General features: G+C 64.6%; 18 protein-coding genes and 1 pseudogene. 9 read left to right on the top strand and 10 right to left on the bottom strand.

The genetic code is table 11. The features are described 5' to 3' along the window. Position 1 precedes the first annotated feature (1 nt). The 5 genes from ACIPUD_RS29140 (at position 2) to ACIPUD_RS29120 (ending at position 5,132) form a co-directional block, all read left to right on the top strand. Positions 2–1,339 carry a copper oxidase gene (locus tag ACIPUD_RS29140; RefSeq protein ID WP_247294688.1) on the top strand — a complete coding sequence of 446 codons (1,338 nt, stop codon included), beginning with the start codon at positions 2–4 and terminating at the stop codon, positions 1,337–1,339. Positions 1,340–1,374: 35 nt separating this feature from the next. Continuing rightward, positions 1,375–1,830: a cupredoxin domain-containing protein gene (locus ACIPUD_RS29135; RefSeq protein WP_085383679.1), complete on the top strand. Its 456-nt coding sequence runs from the start codon at positions 1,375–1,377 to the stop codon at positions 1,828–1,830. Positions 1,831–1,846: 16 nt separating this feature from the next. Continuing rightward, positions 1,847–2,149: a copper-binding protein gene (locus tag ACIPUD_RS29130; protein ID WP_085357864.1), complete on the top strand. Its 303-nt coding sequence runs from the start codon at positions 1,847–1,849 to the stop codon at positions 2,147–2,149. Positions 2,150–2,495: 346 nt separating this feature from the next. After that, a complete protein-coding gene (gene flhA / locus ACIPUD_RS29125) occupies positions 2,496–4,637 on the top strand; it encodes a flagellar biosynthesis protein FlhA (protein ID WP_446482000.1) in 2,142 nt (713 codons plus the stop codon). A 294-nt stretch (positions 4,638–4,931) separates the two neighbouring features. Next, positions 4,932–5,132 carry a hypothetical protein gene (locus ACIPUD_RS29120; protein ID WP_018455714.1) on the top strand — a complete coding sequence of 67 codons (201 nt, stop codon included), beginning with the start codon at positions 4,932–4,934 and terminating at the stop codon, positions 5,130–5,132. Positions 5,133–5,431: 299 nt separating this feature from the next. Here the strand turns inward: ACIPUD_RS29120 and ACIPUD_RS29115 are convergent, their stop codons facing one another. The 6 genes from ACIPUD_RS29115 to fliI all read right to left on the bottom strand — a co-directional run bounded on the left by ACIPUD_RS29115 (position 5,432) and on the right by fliI (position 11,804). Then, entirely contained in the window at positions 5,432–6,652 is a 1,221-nt protein-coding gene (locus ACIPUD_RS29115; RefSeq protein ID WP_446481999.1) for an NAD(P)/FAD-dependent oxidoreductase, read from the bottom strand. 142 nt (positions 6,653–6,794) lie between these two features. Then, positions 6,795–7,754 carry a helix-turn-helix transcriptional regulator gene (locus ACIPUD_RS29110; protein WP_085357861.1) on the bottom strand — a complete coding sequence of 320 codons (960 nt, stop codon included), beginning with the start codon at positions 7,752–7,754 and terminating at the stop codon, positions 6,795–6,797. A gap of 352 nt (positions 7,755–8,106) precedes the next feature. Beyond that, a complete protein-coding gene (locus ACIPUD_RS29105; protein ID WP_247294696.1) occupies positions 8,107–9,162 on the bottom strand; it encodes an anti-sigma factor in 1,056 nt (351 codons plus the stop codon). 51 nt (positions 9,163–9,213) lie between these two features. Continuing rightward, the gene (locus ACIPUD_RS29100) at positions 9,214–9,759 is read right to left on the bottom strand and encodes a sigma-70 family RNA polymerase sigma factor (protein WP_018455718.1); all 546 of its coding nucleotides are present in this window, start codon (positions 9,757–9,759) and stop codon (positions 9,214–9,216) included. A 178-nt stretch (positions 9,760–9,937) separates the two neighbouring features. Next, positions 9,938–10,357: a flagellar export protein FliJ gene (fliJ, locus tag ACIPUD_RS29095; protein WP_007606301.1), complete on the bottom strand. Its 420-nt coding sequence runs from the start codon at positions 10,355–10,357 to the stop codon at positions 9,938–9,940. A 121-nt stretch (positions 10,358–10,478) separates the two neighbouring features. Then, positions 10,479–11,804 carry a flagellar protein export ATPase FliI gene (gene fliI / locus ACIPUD_RS29090; protein WP_018455719.1) on the bottom strand — a complete coding sequence of 442 codons (1,326 nt, stop codon included), beginning with the start codon at positions 11,802–11,804 and terminating at the stop codon, positions 10,479–10,481. A 415-nt stretch (positions 11,805–12,219) separates the two neighbouring features. Here fliI and ctrA point away from each other — a divergent pair, with 415 nt between their 5' ends. From ctrA to ACIPUD_RS29070, 4 genes are all read left to right on the top strand, one after another. After that, entirely contained in the window at positions 12,220–12,921 is a 702-nt protein-coding gene (ctrA, locus tag ACIPUD_RS29085; RefSeq protein WP_007600544.1) for a response regulator transcription factor CtrA, read from the top strand. A 170-nt stretch (positions 12,922–13,091) separates the two neighbouring features. Continuing rightward, positions 13,092–13,496 carry a DUF350 domain-containing protein gene (locus ACIPUD_RS29080; RefSeq protein ID WP_018455720.1) on the top strand — a complete coding sequence of 135 codons (405 nt, stop codon included), beginning with the start codon at positions 13,092–13,094 and terminating at the stop codon, positions 13,494–13,496. Between the two features lies 1 nt (position 13,497). Beyond that, positions 13,498–13,884, top strand: coding sequence for a hypothetical protein (locus tag ACIPUD_RS29075; RefSeq protein ID WP_018455721.1), 387 nt, complete (start codon positions 13,498–13,500; stop codon positions 13,882–13,884). Positions 13,885–13,887: 3 nt separating this feature from the next. Beyond that, a complete protein-coding gene (locus ACIPUD_RS29070) occupies positions 13,888–15,048 on the top strand; it encodes a glutathionylspermidine synthase family protein (RefSeq protein ID WP_446481998.1) in 1,161 nt (386 codons plus the stop codon). A 173-nt stretch (positions 15,049–15,221) separates the two neighbouring features. Here the strand turns inward: ACIPUD_RS29070 and ACIPUD_RS29065 are convergent, their stop codons facing one another. From ACIPUD_RS29065 to ACIPUD_RS29050, 4 genes and pseudogenes are all read right to left on the bottom strand, one after another. Further along, on the bottom strand, positions 15,222–16,094 hold the full coding sequence (locus ACIPUD_RS29065; protein WP_085357855.1) for a CheR family methyltransferase: 873 nt from the start codon (positions 16,092–16,094) through the stop codon (positions 15,222–15,224). Continuing rightward, positions 16,091–17,290: a protein-glutamate methylesterase/protein-glutamine glutaminase gene (locus ACIPUD_RS29060; protein ID WP_247294705.1), complete on the bottom strand. Its 1,200-nt coding sequence runs from the start codon at positions 17,288–17,290 to the stop codon at positions 16,091–16,093. Before ACIPUD_RS29060 ends, ACIPUD_RS29065 begins: the two co-directional genes overlap by 4 nt. A 75-nt stretch (positions 17,291–17,365) precedes the next feature. Further along, positions 17,366–17,731 (bottom strand): response regulator, encoded by a 366-nt coding sequence (locus ACIPUD_RS29055; protein WP_007600538.1) that lies wholly within the window; start codon positions 17,729–17,731, stop codon positions 17,366–17,368. A gap of 72 nt (positions 17,732–17,803) precedes the next feature. After that, positions 17,804–17,958, bottom strand: a pseudogene (locus ACIPUD_RS29050) (chemotaxis protein CheW); the annotation flags it as partial.

Below are 17,958 nucleotides of genomic sequence, written 5' to 3'. Positions count from 1 at the left end.
CATGTTTTCCCGCCGAGGATTTTTGGGTAGCGCCGCGCTCGCCGGCGCATCCGTCGTCAGCGGCCGCGCCCAGGCCGCCTCGATTCCGGAAGCCCCGCACATGGACAAGGTCGTGATGCAGCCGCCGCTGCACCCCGTCAGCGGGCCGGACTATCGACCCGTCGTCACGCTGAACGGCTGGTCGCTGCCGTTCCGGATGAACGGCGACTGGAAGGAATTCCATCTCGTTGCCGAGCCCGTGGTGCGCGAATTCGCCGAGGGCATGAAGGTGAATTTGTGGGGCTATAACGGCCAGTCACCGGGCCCGACGATCGAGGCCGTCGAGGGCGACAAGGTCCGCATCTTCGTGACCAACAGGCTGCCCGAATACACCACCGTGCACTGGCACGGCATGATCATTCCCAGCGGCATGGACGGTGTCGGCGGACTTACCCAGCCGCACATCCAGCCGGGAAAAACCTTCGTCTACGAGTTCGAGATGAGGAAGAGCGGGACCTTCATGTACCATCCGCATTCGGACGAGATGGTGCAGATGGCGATGGGCATGATGGGCATGGTCGTCGTGCATCCGCGCGACCCGAGCTTTCGGGCCGTGGACCGCGACTTCGTCTTCGTCATGAGCACCTATCGCGTCGATCCCGGCACTTATCTGCCGAAGGTCAACGAGATGACCGACTTCAACATGTGGACCTGGAATGCGCGGGTGTTTCCCGGCATCGATCCGCTGCCGGTCAGGCTCGGCGACAAGGTGCGCGTGCGCATCGGCAATCTCAGCATGACCAACCATCCGATCCATTTGCACGGCCACAGCTTTGCGGTGACCTGCACCGACGGCGGCTGGATTCCGGAGAGCGCGCAATATCCGGAGACGACGACGGACGTACCGGTCGGCGCTGTCAGGGTGTTCGACGTGCTCGCCGACAACCCCGGCGACTGGGCGTTCCACTGCCACAAGTCGCATCACACCATGAATGCGATGGGACACGACATGCGCAATATGATCGGGGTGTCGCGCAAGGATCTCGTCAAGGCGGTCGGCAAGCTCGCGCCTGACGGCATGGCGATGGGCTCGACCGGCATGGCGATGGGCAACATGGAGATGCCCGCGCCCGACAACACGCTGCCGATGATGACCGGCACCGGTCAGTTCGGCCCGATCGAGATGGGCGGCATGTTCACGGTGATGAAGATCCGCGAAGGCCTCGCGCGGGACGATTATCGCGATCCCGGCCCCTACCAATTCCCGCAGGGCACCGTCGCCTACGAGGTCACGCCGCCGGCCCCGGAGCCCGTGCGGCAACAACCAGGCGGACCGCCGATGAAGAACATGAAGATGTGAGCGTTTCGATGAACCACCACCAACTGGAGCTACCAATGAAGACGACGATCAAGCTCGGTCTCGCGCTGGCCGCGCTTTCCACCGCGCCGGCCTTGGCCCACGACCAGCACGGGCACGGCACCTTTTCGGCCGGCGAGCCCGGCGATCCCAAAAAGCCCGCGCGCACCATCGAGATCCTGCTGAACGAGATGGACTATGCCCCCGCCAGGATCGAGGTCAAACGCGGCGAGCAGATTCGCTTCGTGCTGCGCAATGTCGGTAAGGAGGACCATGAATTCCTGCTCGCCACCACAAAGGAGAATCTCGCGCATGCGGTGGAGATGAAGAAGCACCCGCACATGGAGCATGACGATCCCAACGGGGTCAGGCTCGCGCCGAGCAAGACAGCCGAGATCCTCTGGAAGTTCAGCAAGGCCGGCACGTTCGAATTTTCCTGCCTGATTCCCGACCACCGCGACTACGGCATGGTCGGCCACGTCACCGTGAAGTAACGCAAGGGAGGCTCCCATGAACCGCATCATCCGTATCGCCGCCGCGCTGGCGCTGGCCGTCGGCCTTGCCACAGGTGCCCTGGCAGCCCAGGGCGCCGCGATCAGCGGCGAGGTCAAGAAGATCGACGAGGGCGCCGGCAAGATCACGCTCAAGCACGGGCCCGCGAAGAACCTCGGCATGGATGAACCCATGACCATGATCTACCGCGTCAAGGACCCGGCCGTGCTCAAGCAGGTGAAGGTCGGCGACAAGGTGACTTTCGAAGCCGAAGAGGCGACTTCGGGCTATACGGTGACCCGGATGGAGAAGGCGAAGTAGGGCCACTTCCTCCGTCCGCCGATATCGGCCCCAGACGCTTCCACAAATCATGGCCGGGCTCGTCCCGGCCATCCACGCCTTCGGCGGGACAAGCCGGGCATGACGACTGCTTGCCTGCCAGATGGCCGAAATACCCCGGTCAGCCCCCATGCCGCACCCTTTATTAACCCTTTGCTAACCATACACCCGGCAAGAATTGCCCAGTGGAGTCGAGTGTCGTCAGCCGCGTAGAACGGGAGCTCCCGTGGACGCCAGTGCGGTGCCTCACTTTCGGAACGGCGGCCCCTCGGCCGCCGCGCAGACATTTGGGGCGCGCGGACGGCAGTCGCGCGGAGGGGCAGCTACCATGGTCGACGTCACCGCAGGACAGGGCGTAGGCAGCACGAACGCCGGTTTCCCGACCCTTGCCGAAGTCGGCAACATCCTCAAGCGCGGCGATATCGCGCTCGCGCTCGGCGTTCTCACCATCCTGGTGGTGCTGATCCTTCCGCTGCCTGCGATAGTGCTGGACCTGTTCCTGGCGATTTCGATCACACTCTCGATCCTGATCCTGATGACGTCGCTGTTCATCCAGGCGCCGCTGGAATTCTCCGCTTTTCCGACCGTTCTGCTGATCTCGACCATGCTGCGGCTGTCGCTCAACATGGCCTCGACCCGCCTGATCCTGTCGCACGGGCACGAGGGCACGGATGCCGCCGGTCACGTCATCGAAGCCTTCGGCAGCTTCGTGATGGGCGGCAATTTCGTCATCGGCATCATCGTCTTCGCCATCCTGATCATCGTCAACTTCGTCGTCATCACCAAGGGTTCGGGCCGTATCGCCGAAGTCGCGGCACGCTTCCACCTCGACGCCATGCCCGGCAAGCAGATGGCGATCGACGCCGACCTCTCCGCCGGCCTGATCGACGAGACGGTCGCCAAGCAGCGGCGCAAGGATTTGGAGGACGAGAGCGGCTTCTTCGGCGCCATGGACGGTGCCTCCAAATTCGTCCGCGGCGATGCCATCGCCGGCCTCCTGATCGTCTTCATCAACGTCGTCGGCGGCATGATCATCGGCGTGGCGCAGCAGGGTCTGTCCTTTGCCGATGCCGGCCGCAGCTACACGCTGCTGACCGTCGGTGACGGCCTCGTCACCCAGGTGCCGGCGCTGATCGTTTCGACCGCGGCCGGCCTGCTCGTCTCCAAGGCCGGCGTGTCCGGCGCCGCCGACAAGGCGTTGATGAAGCAGTTCTCCGGATATCCGCAGGCGCTCGCGATGTCCGCGGCGGTCATGCTGGTGCTGGCGGCCCTGCCGGGCATCCCGACCCTTCCCTTCCTGGCGCTCGGCTCCGGCGCCGGTGCGCTCGCCTGGCACGCCCGCAACCGCAACCGGGCGACTGCCAGGGCTGAGGAAGTCGCGAAGACCGCACCTGCGCCGGGAACGCCGGGCGCAGCCGGCTCCGCTGCGGCGGAGGAGCCGATCTCCGCGGCGTTGAAGATGGACGATCTCAAGATCGAGCTCGGCTATGCCCTGCTGCCGCTGGTCAACGGCCCCGACGGCACCGATCGCCTCACCGAGCAGATCAAGGCGCTGCGCCGCTCGCTCGCGATCGAGATGGGTTTTGTGATGCCCGCCGTGCGCATCCTCGACAACGTCCAGCTCGAAGCCAACACCTACATCATCAAGATCAAGGAGGTCGACGCCGGCACCGGCAAGATCTGGCCGAACCAGTTCATGGTCATGGACCCCGGCGGCAGCCAGGTGCAGGTGCCCGGCATCCACACCACCGAGCCGACCTTCGGCCTGCCCGCGACCTGGGTCGATGCCAGCCTCAAGGAGGAGGCCTCGCTCAAGGGCTATACCGTCGTCGACGCCGCGACCGTGCTCTCGACCCACCTCACCGAGCTGCTCAAGGCCAACATGTCGGACCTGCTCTCCTATGGCGAGGTGCAGAAGCTGCTCAAGGAGCTGCCGAAGGAGCAGGGCGAGCTGGTCAAGGACATCGTGCCCGGACAGGTCACCGTCTCCGGCATCCAGCGCGTGCTGCAGCTGCTGCTCGCCGAGCGCATCTCGATCCGCGACCTCTCGACCATCCTCGAAGGCATCGCCGACTCGCTCGCGTTCTCGCGCAATCCGGCCACCATGGTCGAGCACGTCCGCGCCCGCCTGGCGCGGCAGATCTGTGCGCAGAACACCTCTTACAGCGGCTACCTGCCGCTGATCGCGCTGTCGGCGCGGTGGGAACAAGCCTTTGCCGAATCCATTATCGGCCAGGGCGAGGAGCGCAGCCTCGCGATGCAGCCCTCGAAGCTGTCGGAGTTCATGACCGGCGTGCGCGAGGCCTTCGAGCGCGCGGCGCGTGAAGGCGAGGCCCCGGTGCTGGTCACCTCTGCGGCAATTCGTCCCTTCGTGCGCTCCCTGGTCGAGCGGTTCCGGGCCCAGACGACCGTGCTGTCGCAGGCTGAAATCCACCCTAGGGCCAGGTTGAAAACGGTCGGAAGCATCTGATTTGCCTTAAGAAGCCGTGTGTTTTTTGGCCACAGGCAAATGGTTTTTCAGGTTTTGGCGCCTTGCCGATCGACAGCGGGCAAGGCGCTTGGCAGACACATTACAGCTTTGAAATAATTGCTAAATTGCACGATCAAGGGTCGTTTCTGATCGCGGCTTCTCACGTCCTGTCACGCCCTTGTGATCGCCTCTTGGGAACGAATCCCCCCAGTACTAGGTTGTTGGGCACCGGAAGCATGAACCTGCCCAAGCACGCAGGCGACTACTTCGGGTAGATGGCGGCAGGAGCCTTCCATGAACCACTCGATTTACAGCGCAGATCGCTCGACCCACCTCAAGATCGTGGTTGTCGCGCTCGTTGCCGGCATCACGGTGGCGGGTCTCGGGATCACCGCGCGTACGAGTTCAGATGAAGGCCTGACCCAGACCGCTCGCGTCATGAAGGCGGGCAAGCCGATCGCTATCACCAGCTCGAACGTTTCCCTCGTTCGCTAAGGAGATTTGAGTTTCAGGAATTCACGCGGCTCTTTATCAGCCCCCCAAAGTCGCCACGTGGATATGTAGACGACCCCAACCCCAAGTCGACTACAGAAAGCGCCCGCCCCCCACGGGCGCTTTCTCATGTCTGGGGTATGTCGTCACCGTGAGCGCACGCGCGTCCAGCTCCGTCATTGCGAGGAGCTCTTGCGACGAAGCAATCCAGAACCCATCCGCAGAGACATTCTGGATTTGCTTCGCTACGCTCGCAATGACGAAGAAAAACGTACCGCCGTCATCCCGCAACGGCACCGATACTACCGCGTCCCATAAGTCGGCGGCGGCGCCTGCACGGTTGGCGCAGCAGCCGCGAACAGCTCGTCCTTGCGTCCCGAGAGCGGCGGATAGATGCGCTTGCGGTTGATCGTCTGCTTGGTTGCCTTCGCGGCCGCGCCGGTGGCGCGGACTTCGCGGTCCCACCCTTCCGTGTAGAGCGCGCCCCAGCCGCCGAGATCGAGCACGGTCACGTACCAGTCGATCCGCAGCGGCAGCATCGGCAGGCCCGCGAGATCGGCGACCACATTGTGGCCGGCGAAGCGGCCCATGGGACGCGCGAACTGGCAGGACATCACGGTTGGATGCAAGCCGTCGACCACGCTCGAGGCGACGTCGCCGGCCGCGAACACGCCGCCGACATCCGCGACCCGCATCATGGGATCGACCAGAAGCCGCCCAAGGCGATCGCGTGCGTCCGGGAAGCTCGCCGCCAAAGGGCTCGCGCGCATCCCGGCACACCAGATCACCGTCCGTGTCGGAATGAACTCGCCCGAGCTCAGGCGCAGGCCGGCGGCCTCGACGGAGACGACGCGGACGCCAAGCCGTGTCTCGACGTCGAGCGCGGCCAACGCCGTATCAATGACGGGACGTGCATGTGCGCCGATCGTGGCGCCCACCACCGGATTGGGATCGACCAGGATGATGCGGCGGCTGCCGGTAATGCCGGCGCGCGCCAGCCTGTCGGGCATCTCGGCCGCGACCTCGATACCGGTGAAGCCGGCGCCGACCACGACGATCGTCGAGCGCCCCGGCGAAGGCGCGCTGCGTCCGAGCGAATTGAGATGATCCTCGAGGCGGAGCGCTGCTGCATAAGTGTCGACATCGAAAGCATGCTCGGCAAGGCCGGGAATGTCCGGACGCATCACTTCGCTGCCGAGCGCCAGCACCAGCCGGTCATAAGCCAGCGTCTCGTCGCCGCCATCCGTCACCAGCGAAATCTCGCGCCGTACCGGATCGATGGCTTCGACCTCGCCGATCCCGTGACTGACGCCGATCGGATCGAGCAGCTGCGGCAGCGGAAGCGCGACCTCGCTGAGGTCGGCCTCGTAATTGCGGACGCGGATGTTGTGATAGGGATTGCGATCGATGACACGAATCTCGATGTCACCGCCGGCCGCGCCGATCTCCTCGCGCTTGCGTGCGGCACCGATGGCCGCCCACAGACCTGCAAACCCGGCGCCGAGCACGACGATACGCGCCATGTCCGTTGACTGCATTTCCCAAGAGAGCGACGACGAAGCGACGAACGATCAGGCGGTCTGACCGCGCAGACAGATATAACTCATCCAGCCCGGCGGACCAACTGCGGTGGCACCGGCGCGCCGCACAAATTCTCGGCGCGGCTCAGGCCTCGCGCAGTTCCGACGGCGTCGCGGCAAAGCGCTTGCGGAAGGCGCGGTTGAAATAGGACAGATCGGAGAAGCCTGACGAATGCGCGATGTCGCTGATCTTGCGGGTCCTGGCGCGGGGATCACTGAGCAGCTTGCGCGCCTGCAGCAGGCGCTGTTCCAGCACGAACTCGGTGAAGGTCGTTCCGGCCTGCTCGAACAGACGCTGTGCCTGGCGCGGGCTCAAGCCGGAGCGCGTGGCAATCTCGGACAGGCAGAGATCGTTGCGGCCAAGCGCAGCCATCACGTCGGCGCGCATGAGATCGAGACGGGCCGCCGCATGACCTCGCCCGCGCGCGAGACTTGCATGTTCGGCGTCGGTGCCGAGCAGCAGGCCGACGAGATCGACCATGTGCTGCGCGGTGAGGCGCTGGCCGACGGCATCGAGATGCGGCGCATGATGGGCGGCAAGGGAGTGGTAGCGCAAGATCGTCTCGGCGAGCGCGCCGTCCGAGAGCACTTGCGACAGCTTGTCCTCGGCGCGCGGATTGATCTCGAGCAGCGCGCGGCGCGGCATGCGGATGGTGGTGAAGCGATCTTCCTCGGTGTGGCCGACGGTGCCGGTGATGCCCATGTCGACGAGCACCATTTGCGCGGGCGCAAGCTCCACGGCATGGCCGTTCTGCCCGACGCGGACGAGGCCCGCATGCGCGGCGATCAGGACGAGATCGTCGCTACCGTCGGCAAGGTGGCTCTGGGTACGTGAATATTGTGCGGAGGCGCCTTCGGGAATGGCGAGCGCGATATTGTCGACCACGCTGACCTGGAGCCGGCAATCGATGCTGTCGCCCCGGCTCGGCCCAATATCCAGGCCACAGGCCCCGAAAATCCGCTCGCGCCAATGTTCGAAGGCCGGACCGTGTGGCAGCCCCGCATATTGGTGAATGAAGATGCCCGACGTTTTCGCTGCATCCATCTGATTTCTCGCCCCTCTCCGGCACCATGATTGGGGGGCGCCGACTGCAAATTCCGGGCATTTGACGCCGCGAAACGCGGAGAGGTTCAAATCGGGGGCGGATTCGGCGGAATTTGTCGGAAGACGACGGCGGGACGGACCGTGGCGACAGAACCGATCAGGCATTGCCACCACATGTTGAAGCGTCCAATGCCCCCCGGGGTCGTCCTGGACAAGCGAACAGAGCGAGCGCCGATCCAGGACCCATTACCTCGGGGATTGAGTGGTTGCTCACCCGTGTTGCCAGCGCTCACTCTTGCAACAAGCTCTTGGGGCAATGGGTCCTGGCTTTCGCCAGGACGACAATGGAAACCTACTTCTTCGCGGGCGCCTGCGGCTGTGACGGCGGCACGGTTTCGATCAGCTTGCCGGAAAACACCGGCGCCGAGGTCGGCTGGCCGTTGGGCGAACCGCCCGCCTGCTCGAGCGTGACGGCGTAGGTCGCGCCGTTGACGACGTCGGCATCGTACGAGCCGAGCACCGGTCGTGCGGTGAAATCGCCGGCGCCGATCACGCCGAGCGAACGCGGACGCGGCAGCTTGTCGGAGATCAGCCAGAGCTCGAAACTCTTGCCGGGCTCCGGTGTCGCGCCCACTTTACGCACCGTAAAGTTCTTGGTCGCGCCGTCGATGGTGAGGATGAAGGCGGGACCTCCGCCCTGGCCCTGCAACAGGGCGACATATTGCGACGACGCCGGGAGCGGCGCCGGTGTCTTCACCTCGACGGTCTGGATGCGCGGTGCCGGTCGCAAGCCGCCCGGCAGCGCGTCGGGCAGGAAGATCTGAAGCGACAGCGTCACGAGCAGCGCGGCCGCGAGCGCGCCGACGGCGGATGCGATGGTGCGCCAGCGCTTCACGCGGCCCTCGAGCCGGATCACGTTGCTGTTGTCGGCAACCGGCGGCGGTGGCGCACGCGCGACCTCCGGGTCCGGCGCGTGGACCTGCGGCATGAATATCGGCACGACGTCGGGAATCGCATCGGTCTCAAGTCGCGCCGCGGCAGGCTGCTCCGCTTCAGGAGGCTGCGGCGCCGGCTGCATATTCTCCGACGGCACCTGCGGAGGCACGGTCTCGGGCGAGGAATATTCCGGCACAGGTGGCGGCGGCGCTGCGTCCGGCAGTGCTGGCGGATCCTGCGCAAAGCCCGTCCGCGCGAGCTCGGACCTGATGTTCTCCCACACGATCGGACGCGGCTCGATCGAGCCGACCATCTGGTTGAGGACGCCGAGCCGGAATGCCCACGCCTGCACGACATCGGCGAACGCCTTGTCCACCGCCATCATTGTCTCGACCTGCGCGCGCTCGCCGGCGTCGAGCGTGCCGAGCGCATATTCCGCGGCGAGCGCGATATGGTCCTCCGTATAGGCCATCACTTGCGGTCCAGACCCACCCTCACCGTATGAGCTCCCGTAGCCCGAATCTCATAGCCCGAGACATTCGCGAATATCCATCATGCTGCGCCGAAGCCACGTCTTCACCGTGTTGACGGGCGCCGCGAATTTCTCCGCCAATTGCTCGCGGCTCCAGCCGTTGTAATAGGCGAGAAGCACGAGCCTCTGACGGTCCGGCTCGAGCCGGCCGATACATTCCAGCAGCCGCTTCAATTCCTCGGTCATCTCCCTCCGCGCCAGCGGATCGGGGCTGTCGCTTGCGACTTCCATCGCCTGGGGCTCTTCCTCGATGGAGACTTCCGTCTTCTTGCGCACGATGTCGATGGCGCGGTTGCGCGCGATCGACGCCATCCATGTGATCGGCGACGCGAGAGCGGGATTGAACTGGCCGGCGCTGTTCCAGATCTTGACGTAGGTCTCCTGAATGACCTCCTCTGCGAGATCCTGTCGGCGCAAGATACGGAGCACGACGCCATAGAGTTTCGCGCGCGTGGCGACGTAGAGGCGCTCGAACGCGGCCTGATCGCCCTGCGCCATCGCCCCAATCAGCCCGACCAGCTCTGCTGGCGTCAGCATTCAGCCCCCCAATGCGCGGCCCGTCGCATTCCGCGCAGGCGCTGGCACTCCGCCACCATAGCGCGCGACAAAGCCGACCACCAAGGGGGCGCGGCGCCACACTGTGGACAGGGCATGCGAAAACCCGGACCTTGGGGTCCGGGTTCTGCAAATTCTCGCAGGTCTGGCGGCTAGCGTCTCAGGCGACGGCGCCCATGCGGGCACGCATCAGGCCGATGCTGTCGAGATCGGCCTGCTCGCGGGCGTTTTCCTCGGCGCGTTCGCGGGCCTGATCGCGCTCGTCGAGGAGCTCGACCTTCTTCAGCTCCTCGAAGGCTTCGGCCAGCGCAGCCTTGGCTTCGTCGAGCTGGCCCTTCAGCTCGTCGGCCGAGCGGGTCAGGTTCTCGCGACGCTGGATGGCCGCCTTGGCGTAGGTCGGATAGGCGAAGTGCGAGGGATCGTTGATCCCGGCGCGCTCCTGCTCGGTCGAGATCTCGCGTTCAAGATCGGTCGACATCCGCTGGAAGTCGGCGATCATGGTCTCGATCTGGGTGACCCGGCGGCGCTTCTCGTCGACCTGAAATTTCTTCAGGCGGATGAGTGTATCACGTGACTTCATCGACTCGTACTCCCCAGAAGTCCCTTGGCTGCACGTGGGACAACACCGGTCTCCCCACAGGCCCGAATGGGGCCAAGACCGGCTCTACTACTCTGTGGGATGGGATGATGACGGGACAAAGTTAGCGTTCCGTTTCCAAATCACCAAGGATTTGCGCCAACTGGCGGTAGCCGTCCGCCAGCGATGCATTTTCATCCTTGCGCTGGCGCAGGAAGGCCTCCAGCGGCTCGTGCAGGCGGATCGCCTCGTCGACCTCGGGGCTGGAGCCGGCGCGGTAGGCGCCCAGACGGATCAATTCTTCCATGTCGGCATAGGTCGCCATCACCGCCCGCGCCTTCTGGATGGTCGGCCAGAACTGCGGGTCGGCCGATTTCGGCATGGTGCGGGAGATGGATTTGAGGATGTTGATGGCGGGGTAGCGGCCGCGCTCGGCGATCGAGCGCTGCATCACGATGTGTCCGTCGAGGATGCCGCGGACGGCATCCGCAATCGGCTCGTTATGGTCATCGCCATCGACCAGCACCGTGAAGATCGCGGTGATGGCGCCCTCCCCGAGGCCCGGACCGGCGCGCTCCAGAAGCTTCGGCAGCTCGGTGAACACGGTCGGCGTGTAGCCCTTGGCGGTCGGCGGCTCGCCAGCGGACAGGCCGATCTCGCGCTGGGCCATGGCAAAGCGCGTCACCGAATCCATCAGGCAGAGGACGTCCTGCTCCTCGTCGCGAAAATACTCGGCGACCGCAAGCGTCAGATAGGCGGCCTGGCGGCGCATCAGCGCCGGCTCGTCGGAGGTCGCGACCACGACCACGGAACGGGCCAGGCCCTCCTCGCCAAGGTCGTCCTGCAAGAATTCCTGCACCTCGCGGCCGCGTTCGCCGATCAGCCCGATGACGCTGACGGCGGCATCGACGTTGCGCGCAAGCATCGACAGCAGCACCGACTTGCCGACGCCGGAGCCTGCGAAGATGCCCATGCGCTGGCCGCGGCAACAGGTCAGAAAGGTGTTCATCGCGCGCACGCCGAGATCGAGCGGCGCGCCGACGCGCTTGCGCGAGTGCGCCGGCGGCGGCGAATTGCGGTACGGCATCGGCGCCGGGCCCTGCGGCAGCGGCCCCTTGCCGTCGATCGGCTCCCCCAGCGCATTGACGACGCGGCCGAGCCAGGCCGCGCAAGGCCGCACCTGATTTGCGGCATTGGCGATGACGGCCTTGCAGCCGCGCCGTACGCCGTCCAGACCGGCGAACGGCATCACGACGGCGTTGTTGCCGGAGAAGCCGATCACCTCGCAGGGGATGGAACGGTTGCCGCCGGTCTCGATCACGAGCCGCGCGCCGACCGACATCGCATGGATCGGACCGGCGACCTCGACCATCAGGCCGCGCACGCCGACCACACGGCCATAAATATTGATGCCGTCAATGTCGCCGATCTGTTCGGCAAGAGCCTTCACAAGAGGGCCTTCATGAGGTGATCGCCTTCATAATCCGGGGTTTCGTGGCGAGAACCTTAAGTTTCGCCATATTTCTGAACGGCGCTTAACTTCGTGTTTACCCGCATCGTTAATCATTGCGTCACTGTCTTTGTGACTGAGCGTGGCTCCCCTTCAGAAGAAGGCTGAGTCGCGGGAGTCGGTTAGGCCCGTCTCTTAAAGTGGAACTTGAACGCAACCGGATAACGAAAGCTGCTTCGCACACAAGACCTTAGGGCGATTCGACGAAAATTGCATCTACAGGGCTTGCGTTCCAGAATCAGAATTTGTTAACCATCTGTTGTCAGGATCCGAATCAGTTGTTCAAAGGCGTTTTGTTGTGTGCCGCGAATGCGGCCGACCTGACGCCCAGGAGCGGCGACTATGGGGAACTGGCATGCGCGTTTTGCTGATTGAAGATGACAGCGCCGTCGCGCAGTCGATCGAGCTGATGTTGAAGTCTGAGAGCTTCAACGTCTACACGACCGATTTGGGGGAAGAAGGCGTCGATCTCGGTAAATTATACGATTACGACATTATCCTTCTCGACCTCAACCTGCCCGACATGTCCGGCTACGACGTGCTCAAGCAGCTTCGGGTCTCCAAGATCAAGACACCCATTCTGATCCTCTCCGGCCTCGCCGGCATCGAGGACAAGGTCAAGGGTCTCGGCGTCGGCGCCGACGACTACATGACCAAGCCCTTCCACAAGGACGAGCTGGTTGCCCGCATCCACGCGATCGTGCGCCGCTCCAAGGGCCATGCCCAGTCGGTGATCCAGACCGGCGACCTCGTCGTCAACCTCGACACCAAGACCGTGGAAGTCGGCGGTCAGCGCGTGCATCTGACCGGCAAGGAATACCAGATGCTGGAGCTGCTCTCGCTCCGCAAGGGCACGACCCTCACCAAGGAAATGTTCCTCAACCACCTCTATGGCGGCATGGACGAGCCCGAGCTGAAGATCATCGACGTCTTCATCTGCAAGCTCCGCAAGAAGCTCGCCAATGCCTCCGAAGGCCGCAACTTCATCGAGACCGTGTGGGGCCGCGGCTACGTGCTGCGCGAGCCGCACGAGGTCGAAGAGCGCATCCCCGCCTGATCCTGGGTTTTACCCGCGAGCCCTTCGGGGCTTGCTCCTCCCAGCCTGGACCCCGCCGCAAATGGCGGGGTTTTGTTTTTTGGGGACGCGAACGGGGCCTCATCGTCCTTGCGCCGTTGAACCGCTATCCTTCCCCCGCCGACGAATGGTCGCTGCACGATGGGGGAACGATGATCCTGCAATCACTGGCCGGCCTGCCCGCCTTCCTGGTCTATTTCTGCACCGGGCTGATCGCGATCGTGGCGTACCTGTTCGTCTACACCCGCATCACGACGCATAACGAATTCCAGCTGATCCGCGACAACGATCCGGCTGCGGCGATCGCACTCGGCCTCAGCCTGCTCGGCTTCGTGGCGCCGCTTGTCAGCGCGATCGCGCATTCGGCCAATGTGCTGGACTGCCTGATCTGGGCGATGATCGCGCTGATCGTCCAGATCGTCGTGTTCTTCCTGGTGAGAGTGCCGGTGCCGAACCTGTCGGCGCGGATTGCCGCCGGCGAACTTGCAGCTGCCATCTGGCTCGGGCTGTCCTCGCTCGCCGCAGGCCTGCTCAACGCCGCCTGCATGATCTACTGACATGACCGACAAGCGCTCCAAAAAGGAGTTCGGCAAGCGCCGGCCGGCGGCCGGACCGCCGCCTGCACAACAGCCGGTGAAGCGCTCCGGCCATGTCGCGCTGCTGGTGATGGGCACGATCGCGGTCGGCACCACCGCCTACACACTGATGCCGCGGCAGAATTGCGAGCCCTCCCCTGCCGGCATGGACCCGGCGGTGCAAGCGAGCACCTCGTGCAGCAGCAGCCGCAGCTCCTCCAGCGGCGGCGGCAGTTCGTCGCGATCGAGTTTCTTCAGCAGCGACTCCTCGAGCCATTCCTCGTCCGGAACGTCGTCCGATTCAGGCTCCGGCGGCGTGAGCCGCGGCGGCTTCGGCTCGTTTGGCCATGGCTTCTCCGGCGGCGGCTGACCCATGCAACGCATCGTCTGCCCCGAGCGCGACGACTGGCGGCAGACCGCCGAACAATGCGGCTTCGCCTTCCACACCATCGACGGTGAGCGCTATTGGGACGAGCGCGCCTATTACGCCTTCACGCTCGACGAGATCGAGCGTGGCATCGAGGCGCCGACCGGCGAGATCGACGCGATGTGCCTGGAGCTCGCCGGCCGCGTGATCGGCGACGAGCGCCATCTGCAGCGCTTGAAGATACCGGAGGCGTTCTGGAGCCTGATCGCCGAGAGCTGGGCACGAGACGACCGCAGCCTCTATGGCCGGCTCGATCTGAAATTCGACGGCAAGGGACCGGCAAAGCTGCTCGAATACAACGCGGATACGCCGACCTCGATTTTCGAAGCCGCGGTCTTTCAATGGACCTGGCTCGAACAGGCGATCGAAAGGCGCATCATCCCGTCGCGGGCCGACCAGTTCAACTCCATCCACGAACGATTGATCGAAGCCTGGAAGCAGATTGCCGCTACCCGCCACGTCCATCTCACCGGCACCACGGGCAATGAGGAGGACGCCGGCACGCTCGCTTATCTCGAAGATACCGCGCGCCAGGCGGGACTGACGACCACGCTATTCGACATCGAGGCGATCGGCTGGCGCAATGATACCGGCGGCTTCGTCGATCTCGACGACCGCGACATCACGCTCGCCTTCAAGCTCTATCCCTGGGAATGGATGTTCCATGACGCCTTTGGCGCAAAGCTCAAGGATGCACAGACACGCTGGATCGAACCGCCGTGGAAGGCGGTGCTCTCCAACAAGAGCATCCTGCCGCTGCTATGGGAGATGTTTCCGAACCATCCCAATCTGCTACCGGCGTTCTTCGAGGACGATCCGCGGGCAGCCGAGCTCGGTAGCTCCTATGTGCGCAAGCCGCTGCTGTCGCGCGAAGGGGCCAATGTCACGCTGGTGTCTGGTGGAATGCCGCTCGACGAGCAGGCAGGCCCCTACGGCGCCGAAGGATTCGTGCGGCAGGCGCTCGCGCCGCTGCCGAATTTTTCCGGCTTCTATCCCGTGATCGGAAGCTGGCTGGTGGATCACGAACCCTGCGGCCTGTCGATCCGCGAGGACGAAAGCCCGATCACCGGCAACGGCTCGCGGTTTCTGCCGCATGCGATCTTGTGAGGTGCGCTCTTCATTCCTTCTCCCCTTGTGGGAGAAGGTGGCGCGAAGCGCCGGATGAGGGGTTCTATCCGCGAGTTCAAGTGTCGGTGGGCTCGCGGATAGAACCCCTCACCCGTCTCGCCGCTACGCGGCGAGCCACCCTCTTCCGCAAGGGGAGAGGGGAAGAACGCATCTCACCGCGCCGCTGCTACCTTCAATGACGGCGGCATCAATCCACCCATCGGGCGCCCGGAGCGCGTCGGATTGAGCTGATAGAGGCCACGACGATCGGCGATCGGGCGGAACGCGTCGGTAATTCCGACGACGGATTCGGCGGCGCCCAACAGCAGCGTGCCGTCGGCTTCCAAAACCTTCGCCATGCGCTCGAAGATCACGGCCTTGGTGTCCTGGTCGAAATAGATCAGCACATTGCGGCAGAAGATCACGTCGAACGTGCCGAGATGGGAGAAGTCCTGCAACAGATTGAGCTGGCGGAACTGCACCATCGCGCGAATGTCGGCATTGAGCTGCCAGACTTCGCCCGCTTGCGTGAAGTATTTCATCAGGTGCTGGATCGGCAGGCCGCGCTGCACCTCGAACTGGCTGTAAACGCCGGCCTTGGATTTCTCCAGTACCTCCTGCGACAGATCGGTGGCCACGATCTCGATGCGCCAGCCGGCGAAGGCTGCGCCCATCTCCTTCACGCACATCGCAATCGAATACGGCTCCTGTCCCGTCGACGACGCCGCCGACCAGATGCGCAGCGACTTGCGCGCCGCGCGCGCTCGAAGCAGTCCCGGCAGAATCGTTTCGCGCAAGTGATCGAACGGGATCTTGTCGCGGTAGAAGAAAGTCTCGTTGGTGGTCATCGCTTCGACCACATCGCTCGCAAGCCGTCCGTCGCCATTCCTGATCTTCAGCACGAGATCGGGAATCCCGGCGAGGCTCGCCTTGCGGGCCAGCGGCAGCAGCCGGCTCTCGACCAGATACTGCTTGTCCGGCGAGAGATCGAGGCCGGAGCGCTCTTTCAGGAACTTGCGTAGATAGTCGTAGTCAACAGGCGTCACGAACGGTCTCCCGCAAACAGGCGATTGACCCTGGCGCCGATCTGGTTGAGCGGCAGGATCGCCGCGCAGATGCCGGCATTGGCGGCTGCGCCCGGCATGCCCCAGACCACGCTGGAGGCTTCGTCCTGCGCGATCACGCTGCCGCCGGCGGCGACGATGTCCTTGCCGCCGCGCATGCCGTCCGAGCCCATGCCCGTCAGGATCACGGACAGGATGGCGCCATGCCAGATGTCGATGGCGGACGTGAACAGCGGATCGACCGCGGGCTTGCAGAAATTGACGGCGGGACCGTCGTCGAGCGCGATCGCCACGTCGGCGCCGCTACGCACGACGCGCATGTGCTTGCCGCCCGGCGCAAGATAGATGCGGCCCGGCTTCACCGGCTCGCCGTCGACCGCCTCCGCCGCCGGCTTCCGGCTCGTGCGTGCCAGATGCTCGGCGAGAATGGTGGTGAAGGTAGGCGGCATGTGTTGGGTAATCAGCACCGGGACGCGGTCGATCACGGGGCCAAGCTCGGCGACGAGCGCCATCAGGGCCTGAGGACCGCCGGTCGATGAGCCGATCAGCAGCACCCTCGGGGCTTGGGTCGAGAACGGACGCGTGGATAGCGGCGAGGACGACGACGCATGCAAAGCCGGAGCCGCCGCGGACGCGGCAGGCCGCGCGACAACCGGCCCACGTGTCGCCGGAGCCGGGCTTGCGGGCGCGAGCGGCGGGCTCGCAACCGCGGCCTTGCGGCGCAGCCGTGCGCCGAGGTGGCGGATTTTCTGGATCAGGTCGTGATGGAAGATGTCCGCAGCCGAAGCCTCGCGCGTCGATTCCGGCTTCGGAATGTAGTCGGCGGCGCCGAGCGACAACGCCTTGAAGCTGATCTCCGCGTTGCGGCGGGTCAGCGTCGAGGCCATGATGATGACGAGATCGCGCTTCTTCGCCAGAAGTTGCGGCAGCGCCGAGATGCCGTCGAGCTCGGGCATTTCGATATCGAGCACGGCAACATCGGGATTGATGCGTTCGATCTGGTTGACCGCCTCGAGCCCGGTGCGCAGCGAGGCCGCGACCTCCATGTCGTGCTCGGCGCCGATCCAGCGCGAGATCAGACCGCGGATGACGACGGAGTCATCGACGACCATCACCCGCAACGGTCCGGCTTCCCGCGACGAGCCCGGGGTCGAATTACCTGCGAACGCAACACTCATTACTCACCAACTCAGACTGAAACGGTCAGTTGAAAACAAACGCCGAAGGAGCCGTTCAGCCTCCAGGGCGGTCGCTCAGATAAGGCCGACTTCCTGGAATTTCGCCGTCACGATGTCCTTGTCGAAGGGCTTCATGATGTACTCGTTGGCGCCAGCGTGCAGCGCGCGCGCGATATGCGCGACGTCGTTCTCGGTGGTGCAGAACACCACCTTGGGCTGGTCGCCGCCGGGCATGCGCCGGAGATGGCCGAGGAACTCATAGCCGTCCATCACCGGCATGTTCCAGTCCAGCAGCACCGCATCGGGCAAGCCGCGCTTGCAGGCCTCCAGCGCCTTCTCACCGTCCTCGGCTTCGAGGATCTGGAAGTCGAGGCCCTCCAGGATCCGGCGCGCAACCTTGCGGATGACGCTGGAATCATCAACGACGAGACAAGTTCGCATGTGAACCTCTGCTTCCCCCCCTTTTGCGGGGGCACTTCCAATTGCAGGTACGTCGGCGGATGTGCCGGCGTATCAAGCCGCCATCATATCGGGCGCGAGCTCGAGGACGCGATCGACGTCGAGGACGACCATGAGCTGGCCGTCGAGACGGTGGACACCGCCGGCGAGCTTGGCCATGCGGGGGTCGAGATTGACGGGGTTTTCTTCCATGCCGTCCTCGGCGAGCC

The sequence above is a fragment of the Bradyrhizobium sp. CAR08 genome, assembly GCF_052871955.1.
Note: the sequence above shows the minus strand (reverse complement) of the source record. Positions and strands in the feature narration are given on the sequence as shown.

What these genes read in the sequence shown, in the direction of transcription:
- ACIPUD_RS29140 (WP_247294688.1), top strand. Translation starts at nt 2, where the DNA reads ATGTTTTCCCGCCGAGGATTTTTGGGTAGCGCCGCGCTCGCCGGCGCA.
- ACIPUD_RS29135 (WP_085383679.1), top strand. Translation starts at nt 1,375, where the DNA reads ATGAAGACGACGATCAAGCTCGGTCTCGCGCTGGCCGCGCTTTCCACC.
- ACIPUD_RS29130 (WP_085357864.1), top strand. Translation starts at nt 1,847, where the DNA reads ATGAACCGCATCATCCGTATCGCCGCCGCGCTGGCGCTGGCCGTCGGC.
- flhA (WP_446482000.1), top strand. Translation starts at nt 2,496, where the DNA reads ATGGTCGACGTCACCGCAGGACAGGGCGTAGGCAGCACGAACGCCGGT.
- ACIPUD_RS29120 (WP_018455714.1), top strand. Translation starts at nt 4,932, where the DNA reads ATGAACCACTCGATTTACAGCGCAGATCGCTCGACCCACCTCAAGATC.
- ACIPUD_RS29115 (WP_446481999.1), bottom strand. Translation starts at nt 6,652, where the DNA reads ATGGCGCGTATCGTCGTGCTCGGCGCCGGGTTTGCAGGTCTGTGGGCG.
- ACIPUD_RS29110 (WP_085357861.1), bottom strand. Translation starts at nt 7,754, where the DNA reads ATGGATGCAGCGAAAACGTCGGGCATCTTCATTCACCAATATGCGGGG.
- ACIPUD_RS29105 (WP_247294696.1), bottom strand. Translation starts at nt 9,162, where the DNA reads ATGGCCTATACGGAGGACCATATCGCGCTCGCCGCGGAATATGCGCTC.
- ACIPUD_RS29100 (WP_018455718.1), bottom strand. Translation starts at nt 9,759, where the DNA reads ATGCTGACGCCAGCAGAGCTGGTCGGGCTGATTGGGGCGATGGCGCAG.
- fliJ (WP_007606301.1), bottom strand. Translation starts at nt 10,357, where the DNA reads ATGAAGTCACGTGATACACTCATCCGCCTGAAGAAATTTCAGGTCGAC.
- ctrA (WP_007600544.1), top strand. Translation starts at nt 12,220, where the DNA reads ATGCGCGTTTTGCTGATTGAAGATGACAGCGCCGTCGCGCAGTCGATC.
- ACIPUD_RS29080 (WP_018455720.1), top strand. Translation starts at nt 13,092, where the DNA reads ATGATCCTGCAATCACTGGCCGGCCTGCCCGCCTTCCTGGTCTATTTC.
- ACIPUD_RS29075 (WP_018455721.1), top strand. Translation starts at nt 13,498, where the DNA reads ATGACCGACAAGCGCTCCAAAAAGGAGTTCGGCAAGCGCCGGCCGGCG.
- ACIPUD_RS29070 (WP_446481998.1), top strand. Translation starts at nt 13,888, where the DNA reads ATGCAACGCATCGTCTGCCCCGAGCGCGACGACTGGCGGCAGACCGCC.
- ACIPUD_RS29060 (WP_247294705.1), bottom strand. Translation starts at nt 17,290, where the DNA reads ATGAGTGTTGCGTTCGCAGGTAATTCGACCCCGGGCTCGTCGCGGGAA.
- ACIPUD_RS29055 (WP_007600538.1), bottom strand. Translation starts at nt 17,731, where the DNA reads ATGCGAACTTGTCTCGTCGTTGATGATTCCAGCGTCATCCGCAAGGTT.